This window comes from Erwinia persicina NBRC 102418 (assembly GCF_001571305.1).
In the GTDB taxonomy this organism is placed as follows: Bacteria; Pseudomonadota; Gammaproteobacteria; order Enterobacterales; family Enterobacteriaceae; genus Erwinia; species Erwinia persicina.
In genome coordinates, this window is record NZ_BCTN01000011.1 from 128,006 (window position 1) to 145,745 (window position 17,740).

At 57.0% G+C, this 17,740-nt stretch carries 16 protein-coding genes; 8 read left to right on the plus strand and 8 right to left on the minus strand.

Annotated features, from left to right (window positions below; all coding sequences use genetic code 11):
• Positions 1-46 precede the first annotated feature (46 nt).
• Positions 47-1,183: an ROK family transcriptional regulator gene (locus EPE01S_RS13720; protein WP_062746048.1), complete on the plus strand. Its 1,137-nt coding sequence runs from the start codon at positions 47-49 to the stop codon at positions 1,181-1,183.
• A 296-nt stretch (positions 1,184-1,479) separates the two neighbouring features.
• Here EPE01S_RS13720 and yddG read toward each other — a convergent pair whose 3' ends face one another.
• The 5 genes from yddG to EPE01S_RS13740 all read right to left on the minus strand — a co-directional run bounded on the left by yddG (position 1,480) and on the right by EPE01S_RS13740 (position 4,533).
• On the minus strand, positions 1,480-2,388 hold the full coding sequence (yddG, locus tag EPE01S_RS13725; protein ID WP_062746050.1) for an aromatic amino acid DMT transporter YddG: 909 nt from the start codon (positions 2,386-2,388) through the stop codon (positions 1,480-1,482).
• Between the two features lie 125 nt (positions 2,389-2,513).
• Positions 2,514-2,843 (minus strand): multidrug/spermidine efflux SMR transporter subunit MdtI, encoded by a 330-nt coding sequence (mdtI, locus tag EPE01S_RS13730; protein ID WP_062746052.1) that lies wholly within the window; start codon positions 2,841-2,843, stop codon positions 2,514-2,516.
• On the minus strand, positions 2,830-3,174 hold the full coding sequence (gene mdtJ, locus EPE01S_RS13735; RefSeq protein ID WP_062746054.1) for a multidrug/spermidine efflux SMR transporter subunit MdtJ: 345 nt from the start codon (positions 3,172-3,174) through the stop codon (positions 2,830-2,832). Before mdtJ ends, mdtI begins: the two co-directional genes overlap by 14 nt.
• A 90-nt stretch (positions 3,175-3,264) precedes the next feature.
• The gene (locus EPE01S_RS24220) at positions 3,265-3,360 is read right to left on the minus strand and encodes a protein YdgV (protein ID WP_478279649.1); all 96 of its coding nucleotides are present in this window, start codon (positions 3,358-3,360) and stop codon (positions 3,265-3,267) included.
• Between the two features lie 366 nt (positions 3,361-3,726).
• On the minus strand, positions 3,727-4,533 hold the full coding sequence (locus EPE01S_RS13740) for a LacI family DNA-binding transcriptional regulator (protein WP_306304611.1): 807 nt from the start codon (positions 4,531-4,533) through the stop codon (positions 3,727-3,729).
• Positions 4,534-4,684: 151 nt separating this feature from the next.
• Between EPE01S_RS13740 and EPE01S_RS13745 the strand changes: the two genes are divergently transcribed.
• From EPE01S_RS13745 to btsR, 5 genes are all read left to right on the plus strand, one after another.
• A complete protein-coding gene (locus tag EPE01S_RS13745; RefSeq protein ID WP_084344205.1) occupies positions 4,685-5,803 on the plus strand; it encodes an ABC transporter substrate-binding protein in 1,119 nt (372 codons plus the stop codon).
• A gap of 79 nt (positions 5,804-5,882) precedes the next feature.
• Positions 5,883-6,935 carry a FecCD family ABC transporter permease gene (locus tag EPE01S_RS13750; protein WP_062746056.1) on the plus strand — a complete coding sequence of 351 codons (1,053 nt, stop codon included), beginning with the start codon at positions 5,883-5,885 and terminating at the stop codon, positions 6,933-6,935.
• A complete protein-coding gene (locus EPE01S_RS13755) occupies positions 6,932-7,720 on the plus strand; it encodes an ABC transporter ATP-binding protein (RefSeq protein WP_062746059.1) in 789 nt (262 codons plus the stop codon). The genes EPE01S_RS13750 and EPE01S_RS13755 overlap by 4 nt, the downstream gene beginning before the upstream one ends.
• Positions 7,721-7,868: 148 nt before the next feature.
• Positions 7,869-9,554 carry a sensor histidine kinase gene (locus EPE01S_RS13760; protein WP_062746062.1) on the plus strand — a complete coding sequence of 562 codons (1,686 nt, stop codon included), beginning with the start codon at positions 7,869-7,871 and terminating at the stop codon, positions 9,552-9,554.
• Positions 9,551-10,270: a two-component system response regulator BtsR gene (btsR, locus tag EPE01S_RS13765; protein ID WP_062746066.1), complete on the plus strand. Its 720-nt coding sequence runs from the start codon at positions 9,551-9,553 to the stop codon at positions 10,268-10,270. Before EPE01S_RS13760 ends, btsR begins: the two co-directional genes overlap by 4 nt.
• A gap of 1 nt (position 10,271) precedes the next feature.
• Here the strand turns inward: btsR and yjiA are convergent, their stop codons facing one another.
• Genes yjiA through EPE01S_RS13780 form a run of 3 tightly spaced genes read right to left on the minus strand, consistent with a single transcriptional unit; the run spans position 10,272 to position 13,659 of the window.
• Positions 10,272-11,231 carry a GTPase gene (gene yjiA / locus EPE01S_RS13770; RefSeq protein ID WP_062746069.1) on the minus strand — a complete coding sequence of 320 codons (960 nt, stop codon included), beginning with the start codon at positions 11,229-11,231 and terminating at the stop codon, positions 10,272-10,274.
• Between the two features lie 13 nt (positions 11,232-11,244).
• A complete protein-coding gene (locus EPE01S_RS13775; protein WP_062746071.1) occupies positions 11,245-11,448 on the minus strand; it encodes a YbdD/YjiX family protein in 204 nt (67 codons plus the stop codon).
• 57 nt (positions 11,449-11,505) lie between these two features.
• Complete coding sequence (locus EPE01S_RS13780) at positions 11,506-13,659, minus strand: carbon starvation CstA family protein (RefSeq protein ID WP_062746073.1); 2,154 nt, start codon at positions 13,657-13,659, stop codon at positions 11,506-11,508.
• A gap of 427 nt (positions 13,660-14,086) precedes the next feature.
• On the opposite strand from EPE01S_RS13780, the gene EPE01S_RS13785 reads away from it, so the two are divergent.
• On the plus strand, positions 14,087-16,162 hold the full coding sequence (locus EPE01S_RS13785) for a DUF4034 domain-containing protein (RefSeq protein WP_062746075.1): 2,076 nt from the start codon (positions 14,087-14,089) through the stop codon (positions 16,160-16,162).
• Between the two features lie 155 nt (positions 16,163-16,317).
• On the plus strand, positions 16,318-17,598 hold the full coding sequence (locus EPE01S_RS23945) for a lysozyme inhibitor LprI family protein (RefSeq protein WP_255210148.1): 1,281 nt from the start codon (positions 16,318-16,320) through the stop codon (positions 17,596-17,598).
• Positions 17,599-17,740 lie beyond the last annotated feature (142 nt).

Consider the following 17,740-nt stretch of genomic DNA (forward strand, 5'->3'; position numbering starts at 1 on the left):
TCATGCCATAATACCTGACAGGCTGTAGCGAACGGAAGATCATGAGATGAAAGAGCCAGGCAAAGGACCGGCGCTGCTGCGCCAGTATAATGAGAAACGTGTGCTGGCGTATCTGCGCCAACATAAAATCAGTTCTCGCCTGGATATTTCGCGTGCGCTGTCATTAAGCAAAAATACGATTTCACTGATAATCGACGGCTTGCTTGCGCAGGGGTTTGTTGAGGAACAGGGCGCAGCGCAAACTAGCAGCATTGGGCGCCCTAAAATTTATATAGCAGCCAGACCTGCGGCGATAAAAACGGCTGGTATCATGATTGAGCGCCAGCGTATTCACTGGGTGGTTTGTGACTTTTTCTCTCAAATTATTGATGAAAAAAATATCCTGCTTGATACTGCCAATCCGCAAGAGGTGTTGGTAGCGATAATGGATAACTGCCAACAGTTGCAGCAATCCTATCCGGATTTGGTCGGCATAGGCATAGGCTTTCCCGGTATTGTCGATCAACAAAAAGGCATGTTGCATGTTTCCGCCCACCTTGGCTGGGGGGCGGTTTCCTTGCAGCCTTTACTGTCCTGCACGAACGCTATTCCGGTGAGTCTGTGGAATAACGTTAAAGCTGCGGCGCTGATTGCCCGGCAGGGAGAAATAGCGGGAGGAAACGGGGCCTGTTTTTATCTGCGTATTGGCGAAGGTATTGGCGGTGCATTACTGACCGAACACGGAGTATATTCCGGCGGCAGCTGGACGGCGGGTGAAGTGGGGCATTTAGCGGTGTTCCCTGGGGGACCGCTATGTTCATGCGGGCAGAACGGCTGCCTGGAATCGCTGATTGGTTTCCTGGCGATTAATAAGCAGTTAGAACAGATGCAGCCGGGCCTCAACTGGGATAACCGACATCAGGCAGTCGCGTTGGTCGATGAGGTAATGGTGAATGCCGGAAAGCTGTTAGGCAGGGCGCTCAGTCAAATAATTCATTTGTTAAACCCGAAAATATTGCTGATAGACGGCCCTTACAACAGTCATCCATCATTTGTGGAAAATACGCTGGCAGTGGCCAGGCAAAGTACGCTGGCGTTTCCTTTTAGCAGCACACAGATTGTTTTTGTTAGCGAAAGGCTCAACCCTGCGAGAGGGCTGGCGTTGGCGATGTTGCAAGATTTTGAGCAAATGTCACTGACATAAACCACGGCTTTCAGCGTGGTACTTCTGGTGGTAACGCTTATTTCGTGTGGATGTCTTCTCTGTCTTTTGAATATATTGACGGCAAAGAGGGAGGGGGGCTGTCCGTGGCAATGAATCGTTCTGAATACGGGGATACGCTAAAAACGCCTGGTATCAGGCCTGCTGCGGTACGTAACCAATTGATCCACAGCAGAGAGCCTTTCCCGGATACGAAAGTTGTTATCTGCTGTCAGGCTGGCAAGTCGCAGGTTAATGATAACGATCCGGTGCACGTGAAATGTATCGGCGTATCCTTATCATGTCTGGCTGGAGGCTTTTGTCAGTGTTTTAGTGCGCGTTGACCACCAGCAGAGCAGCGACCCCAGGCTGACCATGCCGGCCCCCTGCCAGAAGTTCACCGACAGGCTGGCGTTGAGCAGACCGGCAGCCAGCACCGCAGAAATAACGGGAATAAAATAAGAGGCGGCGGCCAGTATCGTCACGTTGCCGTGCAGGATGCCAGTGTTCCAGGCGGCATAGCCAAAACCCATCGCCATCGCGGCCAGCCCCAGGCTGACCACGACCCGCACAGTAAAGATCATCTCCGGCTGCGGCCCGGCAAAAAATTTCAGCCACAGTGCCAGTGCGGTAAGAATAAAAAACAGCGTAATGCCGTTACTGCCACGGGCGATCTGGCGGGTGACCACGCAGTAAACCGACCAGATCACCGCACCGCTGAAGGCCAGACCGTAGCTGAGTGGGTTGGACGCGATATTATGGCCGATCTCCAGCAGGGAAAAGGCGCTGTCGCCCGCCAGAACCCGACCAATACCGGCGACGGAGATCACCAGGCCCGGGATCAGCAGCAGGCTGCATTTCTGTCGGGTGACCAGTACTGAGAGCACCACGGTCATCGCGGGCCACAGATAGTTGACCATACCGACCTCTATCGCCTGCGTGCGGGTGGTGGCAAAGCCCAGCGACAGCGACAGGCAGAGTTCGTAGCAGACAAACAGCAGGCTGCCGGTTATCAGATAAGCCCGGGGGAATTTTTTAACATCCGGAAAGCCCACCGTCAGCAGCAGCAGCAGCGCGCTGAGTGAGTAGATCATCGCCGCCCCGCCTACTGCGCCCAGTCCTTCACTGACGGCGCGTATCAGTCCGACAATCGCGCTCCACAATACGATAGCAATCAGTCCGGTCAGTGTGGCTTTGTTGTGTGTCATGGTGCGCTCCCTGCGAGTCATGGTTATCGCCTGAGACTTTACAGGTCAGAACGCCAATGCGCACCGACTATTGTTGCCAGGAGAAGGCGGCGCAGGCAACGGACATCGCCTGCGCCGGGGTGGACTCAGGATAGCTTAATGATCACCATCCCGGCGAGCAGCAGAGCCACTCCCAGCCAGCCTTTACGATCCAGACGCTGGCCAAACAGGATCCAGCCTGCGGCAATGGTGGCGACCAGACCGAACCCGCCCCACAGGGCATAGGCGACAGACAGATCGATGCCCTTCACCGCCTGGGAAAGGGCGCTGAACGCGGCCAGCACCGCCAGCAATGACAGTAGCCCGTAGGTTTTACGCTTAAAGCCGTCTGACAGCTTAAGAAAGATATTGGCGGCAATCTCCAGCAGCGTTGCCGCGCACAGCCAGGCGGCATGGATCCACTCAAACGGCTGCATGTGACCTCCTGCTGCGGGTGCCTGACTTAATCAGGGCAATCCCCGCCACCAGCGTGGCCAGGCCAATCGCTTTTGCCAGCGAAACGGACTCGTCAAACAGCAGCACGCTGAACAGCGTAATAAACACGATGCCAATGCCTTCCCACATGGCATAAGCAACGCCGAGAGCAATTTTTTTAATGGAAACAGAGAGCGCGATATAGGAGAGGGCGATCATCATCAGCATCAGGAAATAGCCCAGTTGATTATCGCTGACGTTTGACCACTTCATCAATAGCGTACCGGTGATCTCAAGCGCGATCGCCAGGGCCAGTAACATCCAGTAAAACATGATTTTTTCTTCCAGATAATACGTCTACGCGCCAGCCTGAAGCGATTTCAGACGGCAATAAGTCACAGACAAATAAAATGAGGAAGGGGACTAAAGCGCGTTGCGCCAGTGTTGTTCGCCGGAAAGGGAATAATCAGAAGCGTTCAGAGAAGAGCGGTTATGCCAGGTCTTGCCGATATTATCCATAATATTTACAACTTATCCGCGTTGTTGCTTTTCGTCGGTGCGGAAAGGAAATTGTCCTCAGTAGTGATACACGCCTCTCTTTTACCCGATCATCATCGCTTTAGCTGGTGTATTTGCAATTCTTTACGCTGCTTTCAGGCCAAAAAGCAGTGACAGTCACTGCTTACAGATTATAAGGCGTGATGATGCTGACTTTTGAAAAGGGCGCCGGTTGGTCCGGTGGCGTCATGAAACCATGGAAAGCCAGAATGTGATGAAAAATACGCCGTGCATCCTGCTGAAGATCATGGTCAATGATCGCATCCAGCCTGCCGTCACTGAGCAACTGGCGATTTTCGCGGTCAAGATCGTGACCAAGGTATGCCTTCAGCGGCCGACCGGCATCGGAGAAGGCCCGCAGGATCGCCGTATTGCCCCCACCCGCGCAGTAGATCGCGCCCAGCAGGGGATGCGCCTCCAGCTGTTGTGACACCGCGCTGTAGGTGGGGGCATCAATGCCATAGCCTGCGCGAATGCGGCGCATTTCAGCGCCGGTGCCATCGTGGACATGGCCGCGCAAAATCCGTCTGCACGCGCCTCCTCCCCATGAAAATGCGGGCTGCCGGTCACCACGGCCACTTCCGGGCGGTGCTGGGCCAGCAGGTGAGACATCAGCCAGGCGGCGGTTTGTCCGGCGGCGTGATTGTCCATGCCGACGTAGCTAATGCGCTGGCTGTCAGGCAGGTCGGTCACCATCGTCACCACCGGTACGCGCTGTTTCAGCAATTCCCCGATAGTCTCCGTCAGTTCAGGGCTGCTTTCCGCCTTCAGCACAATGCCATAACTGTCGCTGGCGCAGCGCTGCATCAGCCGGGCGATCTGGTCTGCCGCGATCGCCTCAAAAATATGCAGGCGCAGCGTCAGCCGGAAGGGGGCAAAGCTACTCAACTCCTCCAGCAGTGCTGCGGTAACCAGCTGGCTGAAGCGGGCAGGGGTGTGCATGATGACGTCTATGGGCAGTGTCCTGCCGCTGGCCAGGCTCATACGCTGCTGCTGTTCCAGGTCGCTGATCGCCTGGGCGATGCGGCGTTCAGTGCGGGCATGAACCGCGCCGCGTTGGTGAAGCGCCCGGTCTACTGTGGCTTTGCTGACGCCCGCCTGCGCGGCAATCTGTTTAATGGAAAATTTCATCATTGAGGTTTTTCTGAGGTGATCCGTTTCGTTGAGAAATAATGTAGCGGCTAAATAAGTTGCAGGAAATGGTTAAATTGTGTAAAAAACCGTATCAAATCTAACTGATAATCATTTTTATTTGCCTTTAGTTTCTTACCGGGAACCTGCATCCATGACCAACTCTGCTTTTGCTCCACGTGCGCTGCTGTGCGCGCTCTCTTTTGCTGTACTGACGTTTACCTCTTCCGTATCGGCTAAGGTTCAGACCCTGACCGACGTGATCGGCCGGAAAGTGAACGTCGATCTGCCCGCAAAACGCGTGGTACTCGGGTTTTACTTTGAAGATTATATGGCGGTGGGCGGGGAGAAAGCTTATGACGCCGTGGCAGGGATTTCCCGTGAGGCCTGGGAAGGCTGGGTGCCAGCCAACTGGAACATGCACGTGGCGCACCGCCCCTCGCTGAAAACCATCCCGGACGTGGGGGAAGTGGAAGCACAGAGTTTCTCGGTGGAAAAAGTGCTCAGTCTGAACCCGGACCTGGTGATCCTCGCTGACTGGCAGTTCCAGGCGCTGGGCCAGGACGTGCTGCGCATCGAAAAGCAGGGCATCCCGGTGGTGGTCATTGACTTCAACGCCCAGACCGTTGAGCGCCACGTCGCTTCAACACGCGTTCTGGGAACGCTGACCGGGCAGGAAGCCCGTGCCAGTGAAATGGCAGCACTGTATGCCGGTGCGCTGAAGCAGGTCGCAGACCGCATTGCTGCGGCAGGCAAACCTCAGCCAAAAGTCTACGTGGAGTTTGGTAACAAAGGGCCGGAAGAGTACTCCTTTACCTACGGTAAAAATATGTGGGGCGCAATGGCGACAGCCGCGGGGGGCAATAACATTGCCACGCCGTTCGTCGAGTGGTGGGGGCCGCTGAATCCGGAGCAGGTGCTGGCCTCCAGGCCCGATGCTGTCTTTATCTCCGGGCGTGAAAACAATAAAAACCCGAACGCACTACCGATGGGGCAGGGCGTGAAGGTGGAAGAAGCCCGTGCGAAGCTGAAAGGGTTTATGCAGCGTCCGGGCTGGAATGAATTACCGGCCGTGAAAAACGGTAAAGTGTTCGGGGTTTATCAGGGCGCATCGCGAACGCTGTCAGACTTCGCGATGGTGCAGTACATGGCGAAACAGCTCTACCCGGATCTGTTTACGGATCTCGATCCGCTGGGTAACTACATGAACTTCTATAAAAAATACCTGCCGGTCACCCCGGAAGGGACATTTGTGGTCAGTGTGAAAGAGTGAGTTGATCCCCCTGCGGGCTGACTGGCAAAAGATCAGCCCCGCCGGATCGGCTTTTCCGCGTGATACCCAGGACCGCTAAATGAACACACCTCCCGACCATCGTATCGCCATTGCGGCACATCGCCTGCGTGAAGGAAAACGCTGGCGCTTTGTCATTCTCTTTATTCTGCTGACTGCCGTTTGCCTGGTGCTGGATATTGCGACCGGGCCGTCAATGCTGGCCCCGTCAGAGGTGATCCGTTCACTGACCGGCATCGGTGAACGGGCGTCGATGACCGATGCCATCGTGCGTGAGTTCCGTCTGCCAATGGCGCTGATGGCGCTGGTGGTTGGCGCAGCGCTGGGGGCCGGAGGAGCACAGATGCAGACCCTGCTGAATAATCCGATGGCCAGTCCCTACACGCTGGGGATGGCGGCGGCGGCCGGGTTCGGCGCGGCGTTAAGCCTGGCCTCCGGCGGTTTCGGGCTTCATCCGATGATCGCCGTGCCGGTGGGGGCGTTTCTTTTCTCCATGCTGGCCGCGCTGTTCCTGTTTATGCTGGCTTCGCTGCGGCGGGTGCGTACGGAAACCATTATTCTCGGCGGCATCGCTCTGTTGTTTCTGTTCCAGTCGATGCTGTCGCTGATCCAGTTTCTCTCCGCCCCGGAACTGTCGCAGCAGATTTTATTCTGGCTGTTTGGCAGCCTGACCAAAGCCACCTGGCCGACGCTGGCCCTGACGGCAGGGGTGACGCTGGTGTGCTGCCTGCTGCTGATGGCCGACGCGTGGAAGCTGGCCGCGCTGCGGATGGGCGAAATGCGCGCGCTCAGTCTGGGGGTGAACGTCCGGCGCCTGCGGATGAAGGTGCTGGTGATTGTTGCGGTGATGACCGCCACCGCCACCAGTTTTGTTGGGGTCATCGGCTTTATCGGGCTGGTCGCACCGCATATTGCCCGCATGCTGGTGGGAGAAGACCAACGCTTTTCCCTGCCGATGTCACTCCTGAGCGGCGCGCTGATGCTGTCTGCCGCCTCAGTGCTGTCAAAATCCATCGTGCCCGGTGCGCTGTTTCCGGTGGGGATTGTCACTGCCATTGTCGGCGTACCGTTCCTGCTCTGGCTGATATTTTCCCCGCGAAGGAGTGCGCTGTGATCCAGCTTGAAAATGTCTCTGTCCATCGTCAGGGGCGACCGGTCATCGACGGCGTCAGCGCCGGGCTGGAGGGCGGCAAAATCCACGTGATGATTGGCCCGAACGGCACCGGTAAAACCACGCTGCTGAACGCCCTGTTCGGTGAGCTGGCGCTGGCTTCCGGCCAGATTTCTTGCGGCGGGCAGCGGCTGGTGGCGGGAAAACCATCGGGCCGTTTGCTCCACACCTGGCGTGAGCGTTTTGCCTACCTTCCGCAGGACAGCACGGCTGATATTGGTCTGACGGTGCTGGAAGTGGTGGTGCTGGGGCGGCTGGGCCGGCTGTCGCTGCATATTGATGATGAGACGCTGGAAGCGGCAATGCAGCGTCTGGAGCAGGCGGGTATTGCCCATCTTGCCGGACGCGATATTGCCTCGTTAAGCGGCGGTCAGCGTCAGATGGCGCTGTTTGCGCAGGTGATGATGCGTGAACCGCAGGTGATGCTGCTGGATGAGCCGGTCAGCGCCCTGGATGTGAAGCATCAGCTGGCGCTCCTCGACCTTGTCCGGCGGGAAACCCGTGCCCGTGGCTGGGTCACGGTGATTGTGCTGCATGACCTGAATCTGGCCTGCCAGTATGCCGATAACCTGCTGGTGGTGGCGCAGGGGAAAATTCAGGCTGTCGGTCAACCGCGCGATGTGGTCACCGCTGAACTGATCGCCACCACCTACGGGGTCGACGTCGAGATCCTGCGCGATCGCGCCGGTAATCCGGTGATCCAGCCGTTCAGTCCGGCAGCCGGTTAATGCGCCAGGGAAGGGGCGTACCGCTGCCTTTCCTGACGTTTTGTCACTAAAAAAACTCTGTACCAGTTCGCATTTCAGGGATTGAGGTTGGGAAAGAACGCCCCGCCCGGTGTATGTTGCACGCACGGGAGAATGCGGATTGCAGGATATGTACGAATTTACGTTGATTTTACTGCTGTTACAGCAGATGTGTGTGTTTCTGGTTATTGCCTGGCTGATGAGTAAAACCCGTCTGTTTATTCCCCTGATGCAGGTGACTGTGCGCCTGCCGCATAAGCTGCTGTGCTACATCACCTTCTCTATTTTCTGCATCATGGGCACCTATTTCGGCCTGCATATTGAAGACTCGATTGCCAATACGCGCGCCATCGGTGCGGTGATGGGGGGGCTGTTGGGTGGGCCGGTGGTTGGCGGATTAGTCGGCCTGACCGGGGGGCTGCATCGCTATTCACTGGGGGGAATGACCGCCCTCAGCTGTATGGTTTCTACCATTGCCGAAGGGCTGCTGGGCGGCCTGATGCACAGCATTCTGATCAAACGCGGCCGCAGCGATAAAGTCTTCAGCCCGCTGACGGCGGGGGGCATTACCTTTGTGGCTGAACTGGTACAGATGGCGATCATTCTGCTGATTGCCCGTCCGTTTCAGGATGCCCTGCATCTGGTGCAGAACATTGCGGCCCCGATGATGGTCACCAATACCATCGGGGCCGCCATGTTTATGCGTATCCTGCTGGATAAGCGGGCGATGTTTGAGAAATACACCACCGCGTTTTCCACCACTGCACTGAAGGTGGCGGCATCGACTGAAGGAATACTGCGTCAGGGCTTTAACGAAGAGAACAGTATGAAGGTGGCACAGGTGCTTTATCAGGAGCTGGATATCGGCGCGGTGGCGATTACCGATCGTGAACGCTTACTGGCGTTTACCGGCACCGGGGACGATCATCACCTGCCGGGCAAACCGATCTCTTCCTCCTGTACCTGGCGCGCCATCGACAGCGGGGAGGTGGTGTATGCCGACGGTAATGAAGTCCCTTACCGCTGCTCGCTGCACCCGAACTGCAAGCTGGGATCCACGCTGGTGATCCCGCTCAGGGGCGAAAATCAGCGGGTGATCGGCACGATAAAACTGTACGAGGCGCGCAACCGGCTGTTCAGTTCGATTAACCGCACGCTGGGCGAAGGCATTGCGCAGCTGCTCTCCGCGCAGATACTGGCCGGGCAGTACGAGCGGCAGAAGGCGCTGCTGGCACAGTCGGAGATCAAGCTGCTGCACGCTCAGGTAAATCCGCATTTTCTGTTTAACGCACTGAATACGCTGATGGCCGTCATCCGTCAGGATAGCGAAAAAGCCGGGCAGCTGGTGCACTATCTCTCCACTTTTTTCCGCAAAAATCTGAAACGGCCTTCGGAGATAGTCACCCTGGCGAATGAGATTGAGCACGTTAATGCCTACCTGCAGATCGAGCAGGCACGTTTTCAGTCGCGACTGAGCATCCGGCTGCGGGTGCCGGAGGCGCTGGCGTATTACCGGCTTCCGGCATTTACCCTGCAACCGATTGTGGAAAATGCCATTAAGCACGGCACTTCGCAGCTGCTGGGCCGGGGGGAAATCACCCTTCAGGCCAGCCGCGACGGAGAGCATCTGGTGCTGGATATTGAAGATAACGCCGGGCTGTATCAGCCCAAAGAGAGCAGCGGTGGGCTGGGAATGAGCCTGGTGGATAAACGTTTGCGCGCGCGGTATGGCGATGCTTACGGCATCACTGTCACCTGTGAGAAGGATTGTCTCACCCGTATCACTCTGCGGTTGCCGTTGGAGGAAACAGTATGATTAGCGTATTGATAGTGGATGATGAGCCGCTGGCGCGCGAAAATTTGCGTATTTTGCTGCAGAAAGAAGCGGATATCGACATTGTTGGGGAGTGTGGCAATGCTGTCGAGGCCATCGGCATGGTGCATAAACTGCACCCCGACGTCCTGTTTCTCGATATTCAGATGCCGCGCATCAGCGGCCTGGAAATGGTCAGTATGCTCGACCCGGCGGAACGTCCGTGGATCGTGTTTCTCACCGCCTTCGATGAGTTTGCCGTGCAGGCGTTTGAAGAACATGCTTTTGATTACCTGCTGAAACCGGTCGAAGCATCGCGACTGAATAAAACGTTGATGCGACTGCGCCACGATCGCCACGGACAGGATGTTTCGGTGCTGCCGGACAGTCAGCAGGATCTGAAGTGTATTCCCTGCAGCGGCCTCAGCCGTATCTGGCTGCTGCAGATGGAAGAAGTGGTGTTTGTCAGCAGTCGCCTGAGCGGGGTGTATGTCACCAGCCAGGAGGGAAAAGAGGGTTTTACTGAGCTGACGTTACGCACGCTGGAAAACCGCACGCCGCTGGTGCGCTGCCACCGTCAGTTCCTGGTGAATATGACCCATCTGAAGGAGATCCGCCTGGAGGATAATGGCCAGGCGGAGCTGTTACTCAGCGGCGGCCACACTGTGCCGGTAAGTCGCCGCTATCTGAAAAGCCTGAAGGAGACCGTCGGGCTGTAGGTTACGATTTCAGCCCGGCAAAGGCCGCGCGGATTTCCGCTTCCGGTAGCTGAATGCCGATAAAGACCAGTGTGCTGGCAGGCTGTTCATCCGCCTGCCACTCGCGATCCCAGTCGGCACTGTACAGGCGTTGCACGCCCTGGAACAGCAGACGGCAGGGATGGCCGGCAATCCACAGCATTCCCTTGTAGCGCAGCAGCCTGTCGGCAAAACCAGCCAGCAGACCTTCCATGACGGCAGATACCGCCTCCAGCGCCAGCGGATAATCCAGCTCCACCACCACCGAGGTGATGGTGTTTTCCTGCGGCGCAATAAACTGGAAACGCGGTTTTGGCGTCACAATGGTTTCTTCCAGCATAAAGCCCCGGGTATCAAAGAGCTGCGCCAGGTCAATCTTGCCGTGGATCACCGGGTAGATCGGCGCACGGGCATTGATGCGCTGTAAACGTTCCAGCAGGGCCAGAGGCGTTCCGCAGACATCGGTTTTGGTCAGCAGGATCCGGTCAGCATAGCCCACCTGCGACTGGGCAAGCGTGAACTGATCCATCTGCTGCCCGGCATGGACTGCATCCACCAGGGCAATCACCCCATCCAGCAGATAGCGCTCGCAGAGGATGTCATGAGAGAAGAAGGTCTGAATGATTGGGCCGGGGTCGGCCATGCCGGTACATTCTATGATTAAGCGGTCGAAGGCCAGTTCGCCGCTGTCGCGACGTTCCAGCAGGTCGAGTAAGGCCGCTTCCAGCTCGCCGGAGCGGGTACAGCATATGCAGCCATTCGTCAGCGTGGTGATCTGCGTGGCGCTGTCACCCAGCAGCTGGTCATCGACGGCGACGGCACCAAATTCATTTTCAATGACCGCGATTTTGTAGTCCTGCTGTTCATGCAAAATATGGCGCAGCAGCGTGGTTTTGCCCGCGCCAAGAAAGCCGGTCAGTACCGTAACAGCAACAGGTGTCATCATTTTTTCCTTATCAACAGCAGCGCATTCCGCCTTTTCCATCTCCGCCATAACGTGCCTGCTGGCGCTCGCGGAAGAACTCTTTATAGGTCATCACCGGCTTATCCGGGTGATTATTCTGCATATGTTCGACGTAAGTGTCGTAATCAGGAATGCCGACCAGCATACGCGCGGCCTGCCCGAGATATTTTTTCGCGCTGTTCAGATTATCAAACATCAGGTACTCCCAACGACGAGCCCCGCCGCAGCGGGGCCGTGTTAACGCGGATCAGTGTCAGTGGCCGGAAGCGATTTTCACCCCTTCCTTCGGCACGGCCACATACGGGGTTTCAGTATCCGTCGGACCATCGGCCTGGCGTGCTTTCAGCCAGGCTTTAATGCCGTAGAAGATAATACTGTACACCACCACGAGGAACAGGATACTCAGACCGGCATTTGTGTAGTTGTTGATCACAATATGATTCATATTGCTCACCTGCTGTGCCGTCAGATCGGCTCCCCCGGCAGCGGCTTTGGCTTTGTACTCGCGGGCCATGTAGAAGAAACCTTCCATCTGCGGGTTGTTGCTGAACAGCTTAAGACCCAGCGCCCAGGTGGTGCAGATCAGCAGCCAGATGGCCGGCAGCATGGTCACCCAGATGTACTTCGTCCGCTTCATCTTAATCAGCACCACGCTTGCCAGCACCAGAGCGACGGCAGCCAGCATCTGGTTCGAAATTCCGAACAGTGGCCACAGGCTTTTCACGCCGCCCAGCGGGTCAACCACGCCCTGATACAGCAGATAGCCCCACAGCCCGACGCAGCCAGCGGTGCCTACCACGCCCGCCAGCAGCGAGTCGGTTTTTTTCAGGAACGGCACAAAGTTACCCAGCAGATCCTGCAGCATAAAGCGGCCGGAGCGGGTTCCTGCATCCAGGGCGGTGAGGATAAACAGCGCTTCAAACAGAATACCGAAGTGATACCAGAACCCCATATCGGCTATCGGCATAATTTTGTCGAACACATGGGCAATCCCGACGGCCAGCGTGGGGGCGCCCCCTGCACGGTTCAGCACCGACGGCTCACCGATATCCTTCGCGGTTTGCAGGATCGCGTCCGGGGAGATAACAAAGCCCCACGAGCTGACGGTGGCGGCCGCCTGAGCGGTCACGTCCTGCAGCTGCGCCATAATCAGTGGCGCGTTGGCACCTCCCAGTTCATGCAGGTTTGGCATCACGATGCCAAGGCCCGCCGGCGGTGTGTTCATGGCAAAGTAGAGACCGGGTTCAATAATCGATGCGGCCACCAGCGCCATCACGGCGACAAAGGACTCCATCAGCATCGCCCCGTAGCCGATAAAGCGGGCATCGGTTTCACAGGCCAGCAGCTTCGGCGTGGTGCCGGAGGCGATCAGCGCGTGGAAACCTGAGACTGCGCCGCAGGCGATGGTAATAAACAGGAACGGGAAGAGCGCCCCTTTCCACAGCGGGCCGGTGCCGTCGATATACTGCGTCAGCGCCGGCATTTTCAGTTCAGGATTGAGGATGACAATCCCGATAGCCAGACCGACGATGACGCCAATTTTCAGGAAAGTGGCCAGATAGTCACGCGGCGCCAGGATCAGCCACACCGGCAGCAGGGCGGAAACAAACGCGTAGCCGATCAGGGTATAGGTGATCGTGGTGTCTTTGAAGGTCAGTGCCGGACCCCAGTAAGGATCGTGGGCGATCACGCCGCCGAAGTAGATGGCGGCGATCAGCAGTATCACGCCGATAACCGAAATCTCACCCACCCGTCCGGGGCGGATAAAGCGCATGTAGATACCCATAAACAGCGCAATCGGCACCGTTGAGCAGACGGTAAATACGCCCCACGGGCTCTCTGCCAGTGCCTTCACCACGATCAGTGCCAGCACCGCCAGGATAATAATCATGATCAGGAAGCAACCGAACAGGGCGATGGTGCCGGGCACCGGGCCCATCTCATTTTTGATCATCTCACCGAGTGACGCCCCGTTACGTCGCTGCGAGATAAACAGCACCATAAAGTCCTGCACCGCCCCTGCCAGTACCACACCGGCCAGCAGCCACAGCACGCCGGGCAGGTAGCCCATCTGCGCCGCCAGTACCGGGCCGACCAGCGGGCCTGCACCGGCAATGGCCGCAAAGTGGTGACCAAACAGCACGTTACGATTGGTCGGGACGTAGTTCAGTCCGTCGTTGTTGATCACCGCCGGCGTGGCGCGGGTTGGATCCAGCCGCATCACTTTCTGTGCGATATAGAGGCTGTAGTAACGGTAGGCGACCAGATAGACCGAGACGCTGGCAACCACAATCCATAGCGCACTGATATGTTCACCGCGCCGTAGCGCGACGACGGCCAGACAGCACGCGCCGATAATCCCAAGGATCATCCAGGGTATGTGTTTGAATAGTTTATTTTTATTCATAGGGGACCTGGTTTTTTATCAAATGATAATGAGTCGGTTTGTCACATTTTCAGACCGGGTCTATGGTGGCGAATTTCAAGGGTTCCAGGGGGGATAATTCGTTGAGTGGCGCTATCGGGCGGGTAAGCGGTTGTTGAGTGGTATAAGCGGTTTTATCCACGAAGCCGGAGATGAAAATTTGTGACTGGTGTCTCATCGTGTCGGAGCAGGGAACAACCAGAGCGCGTGGCGAACAGGGAACGGGAAGGAAGAGGAGCCATCAGCGGAGGATTTCCGGGCGATATATTTTCTGAATCCTGCATTATTAACTGATATAACAACATATTCATACATTGTCTTATTTTTATCCCTTTATCAGCACAGACACCTTTTCGCCGCGTGTGGCCTGCCAGGGCTGGCGGACGAAAACTCAGGAAGAAGCCCTACTATGACGACGAATTTTGAATCTCTGGATACGATCCTCAGCCGCCGCGCGCACCTGCGGGCGCTGTTAGTCGGGCAGCAATTTGATGCCCTTGACGCGTTACTGGAACAGCAGTCCCGGCCCTGGTTGAACGGCATCAGTCAGGACTATGACTATGAGTGGAGCATCGAAATGCTCTTCGACCCGATCCAGCCCGCCACTGAACTGCTGTCCCTTCTGCAGGAATGGGTCAGACACTATCCGACTTCCTACCATGCACATCTGCTGCTGGGAGGCTACTGGGAGCGGGCCGCCGGGCGAATTCGTACCCAGGATGGCGGTGAGTTCGTCGCGGACGATCGCTGGATGGGGGCCGGGCTGGCACGGGATCTGGCCATTGCGTCCTACCTGCGTGCGCTACCTTTGCATCAGCAACCTGCCTTTGCGCTGTTTCGTATCTTCCGTCTGAGCTGCTATCTGGGGGAGCCGCAGTGGCTGACGGCGCTGGTTGCGGGCGTGGTGCCGGCGGACTATTCGCAGCGCGAGGCGGAGGTTGATCCGGCTCTCTGGGCCGCTGGTGTTCAGCGTCTGCGTGATGAAGGCGGCAGCGAACTGGCGATCATCCCTGCGGCATTACCGCCTTCGTTGCCGTTGCGCAGTGAGCAGGAGCAGCACAACAGTAAGCTTTACTGGCTGCAGTTAACCCTGGCCGCGCGTCCGGACTTCTACAGCATTCTCAGTTCATGGGTCTATTTCCTTTATCCTCGCTGGGGCGGAAGTCATCAGGAGATGTCGGCGTTTATCGCCAGCGACTGGTGCCGCGGACTGAGTGACATCGAACGCAATGGCCTGCGGATGACTCAGGCGTGGGATTATCTGGGCTACCTGGCCCTGATGCCGGACGCTGACGACAGCGAGCACATTGCCTTTTGTCTGCAGCAGTATGATGCGCTGCTGGCCCTCACCCTTGCCCCACGCCAGCATGCTGCGGTCCTGCGCAGCTATGCTAATTTTCTCAGCCACTATGCGCGTACGGAAAATGAAGAGGGCGTGCAGTGGGATCGGCCTGATATGCAGCGGGCTTATGATGCGCTGGTGCAGGCATGGCAGGTGGATCATCCGGCGGCCGATCCGGGGAGCAGCGATGCTTTCAGTACCTTGCTGCTCTGCCTGGATTTTGCCGGCATTGAGGACCATTTTGGCCTGCGCCCGCTGTGGCTGGAACGCAGCCAGCAGTGGGGGGACTGTCCGTACGAAGTGCTGATGGCGGGGCTGGCCAGCCGCTTCGGTTTTTACGGCATCGCACCGGGGCAGTTTGATCATGAAAGACTGATCGCACGGGGGCTGGCACTGCCGTCTGACTTCGATATCGGCCAGGCCGCGGCGAACCTGTTTGAATCGGTGTCGGAGGAGGCGGGTATTTATCTCGATCATGCCGCCGCCGGGGCCGGAAATGCGTCGGCCATGGCCGGTCTGTATGACCTTTACGCCGGCAGCCTGTCACGCCGCTACGGGCGCGACGCTTCGCCCTATGACGACCCGGCCCAGGCACAGCACTGGCTGGCGCGGGCGGCTGAGGCGGGCAGCGTGGTGTGCCAGTACAACCTCGGCTATGTGATTGCCCGGGAAAATGACATCGTCAATGCAGAGCAGTACCAGCGTGCGCGCGACCTGTTTATCGCGGTGATGCGAGCCCCTAACGTCGCTCTGGAGGTCTGGCAGCGTGCCACGCGCGAGCTGGCAGGGCTCATCCTTTTCAGTGAGTATGCCAGCTATGCGGATCGGAAGCTGGCGGTGGCGGAGGTCCTGGGTGAACTGTGGCGTGATGAGCGCCCGGAGAATCAGGAGTATGCCGCTGCCTATTATGCTTATGCCTTTTTCACCGGGACGGGCTGCGTGTCGAACCGCTATCTGGCAAAAGTGTGGGTCGACCGCGGTCTCGCGATCAATCCGCAGGATGCGTATCTGCGCGAACGGGCGGATGAGATTTACCAGCGTGGCGCTCTTTTTGGCGGGCTGCGGGCGTCAATGGCCTTCCGTCGCGATCGGAAACATATCGATGAACGTGGGCAGGCCATCACTTTTGATGAGGCAGAGTAAGTCTGCCGGTACGCTTTCATTTCTTTGTCGTACTTTTTGCTATTTTTTCCGGTAGATTATTCCTGCCTGACAGGCGGGCTTATGTCCCGCCACAATATACGTTTGAGCACCTGCTAATCAGCATGACATGATGGAAAGGGCGTAAGGAAATAAAAATGATAAAACTAAAATACGGTCTGGGGATTGCGCTGGCTTTGCTGGCGCAGAACGCGCTGGCCGCCGGTTTCGACTGCTCGCTAACCGGTCTGAACAAGACGGAACAAACCATCTGCAAAGATCCCTATCTTTCCGGTCTGGATAACGTCACCAATGGGTATTTCGTTAAAGCCATGGATAACAGCTTTGCGGTCGGCAGCCTGTCGCGTGAGCAGAGAAAATGGCTGGCAGAAAGAAATCGCTGCGGGGTGGATGCGGAGTGTATCAAGCAGCGTTATATCGAGCGCAATAAAACCCTGTCGCGAGCCGGAGTGTATCAAAAGATTAGCGATGTCTTTACCCGTCCGGGCGATAAGCTGGATAAACCCGTCGCTGCCGGATTAAAAAGTGAAGCCGGTTTTACCATTACCGAAGAGCCGTGGCGCGTCCGGCCGCTGATCACCTCCAGTGATGTCACCGATCTGACCGTGGGCACCAGCGGGCATTATCTCAGCCCGCTGACCTACCGCATCGTGAATAACGACCTGATGGTGTTTGTCGTTCTGTATGTTGAAAAAGACGACAAAAAGGGGGCGTTTCTCCTGAGCCTGAAAGACGGTGAGAAACCGCAGGTGCAGGCGGTGTATGAGGGCTATAACCTCGTACTGTCGCTGCTGGATAACGTCAGCACGGTGGAGGGCGACATTCGCTACACGGTGGCAGAATACCGCGCGCCGGGCGTGACGGTGAACAGCCAAAGCGACTTTGCCACGCCGCATGCCTATGCGCTGAACGTTTCCCCGAAAGCGCTGGGCGCCATCACTGAGCTGAGTGTGCCGCCGGACGAACCCGAGAAGAAAAAGTGGGTGGGGTACTGCGGAAGCAATGAGTGCAACAGCCGGCTGACGTCACCTGATGGCCAGTGGCGTCTGGCCTCTGCTGACCGCAGCAACAGCGAAGTTGATGAGGGGATGTACGTCTTCCCACATGACCGTCCGGATGCCGGTATGAACGTATTCCTGCCGCAGGCCGACACGGCCAAGGGCCCGGATTTCAGCTACAACCGCAATTATGTCTGGGGGCGTGATTCATCATTCTACTTCGACAATGAGGGCGGCTACGCCTGTATCTGGAAAACCGATCTCGCCGATAAAACCACTAAGCGAATTCTGCCGGTCGAAGCCTTCCTGCAGCCGCATTACGTGAACTACCGGGGTGAAGATATGATTATTGCCTCTTACAGCTACTATAATGAGGGGGGCGATTTCCACCTCGAAGAGATCTATCTTGCCAGAAAATAATTAAGTCGTTTTCCAGCGCAATAATAAGCCCGTCAACCGGGCTTATTATTGCTATTCACTCCCGTTAAATACGTTATCCCTTTTGACCTTCGGTGACTCAATTCTGGGTCTGACAGGCGCGCCGTCTTACGGTGATGCCTCC

Coding starts and splice junctions, on each gene's coding strand:
- mdtJ (WP_062746054.1), bottom strand. CDS start 3,174: ATGTTTTACTGGATGTTACTGGCCCTGGCGATCGCGCTTGAGATCACC.
- EPE01S_RS13775 (WP_062746071.1), bottom strand. CDS start 11,448: ATGTTTGATAATCTGAACAGCGCGAAAAAATATCTCGGGCAGGCCGCG.
- EPE01S_RS23945 (WP_255210148.1), top strand. CDS start 16,318: ATGATAAAACTAAAATACGGTCTGGGGATTGCGCTGGCTTTGCTGGCG.
- EPE01S_RS13780 (WP_062746073.1), bottom strand. CDS start 13,659: ATGAATAAAAATAAACTATTCAAACACATACCCTGGATGATCCTTGGG.
- EPE01S_RS24220 (WP_478279649.1), bottom strand. CDS start 3,360: ATGGATAATATCGGCAAGACCTGGCATAACCGCTCTTCTCTGAACGCT.
- yddG (WP_062746050.1), bottom strand. CDS start 2,388: ATGACACACAACAAAGCCACACTGACCGGACTGATTGCTATCGTATTG.
- EPE01S_RS13785 (WP_062746075.1), top strand. CDS start 14,087: ATGACGACGAATTTTGAATCTCTGGATACGATCCTCAGCCGCCGCGCG.
- EPE01S_RS13750 (WP_062746056.1), top strand. CDS start 5,883: ATGAACACACCTCCCGACCATCGTATCGCCATTGCGGCACATCGCCTG.
- btsR (WP_062746066.1), top strand. CDS start 9,551: ATGATTAGCGTATTGATAGTGGATGATGAGCCGCTGGCGCGCGAAAAT.
- yjiA (WP_062746069.1), bottom strand. CDS start 11,231: ATGACACCTGTTGCTGTTACGGTACTGACCGGCTTTCTTGGCGCGGGC.
- EPE01S_RS13720 (WP_062746048.1), top strand. CDS start 47: ATGAAAGAGCCAGGCAAAGGACCGGCGCTGCTGCGCCAGTATAATGAG.
- EPE01S_RS13760 (WP_062746062.1), top strand. CDS start 7,869: ATGTACGAATTTACGTTGATTTTACTGCTGTTACAGCAGATGTGTGTG.
- mdtI (WP_062746052.1), bottom strand. CDS start 2,843: ATGCAGCCGTTTGAGTGGATCCATGCCGCCTGGCTGTGCGCGGCAACG.
- EPE01S_RS13745 (WP_084344205.1), top strand. CDS start 4,685: ATGACCAACTCTGCTTTTGCTCCACGTGCGCTGCTGTGCGCGCTCTCT.
- EPE01S_RS13740 (WP_306304611.1), bottom strand. CDS start 4,533: ATGATGAAATTTTCCATTAAACAGATTGCCGCGCAGGCGGGCGTCAGC.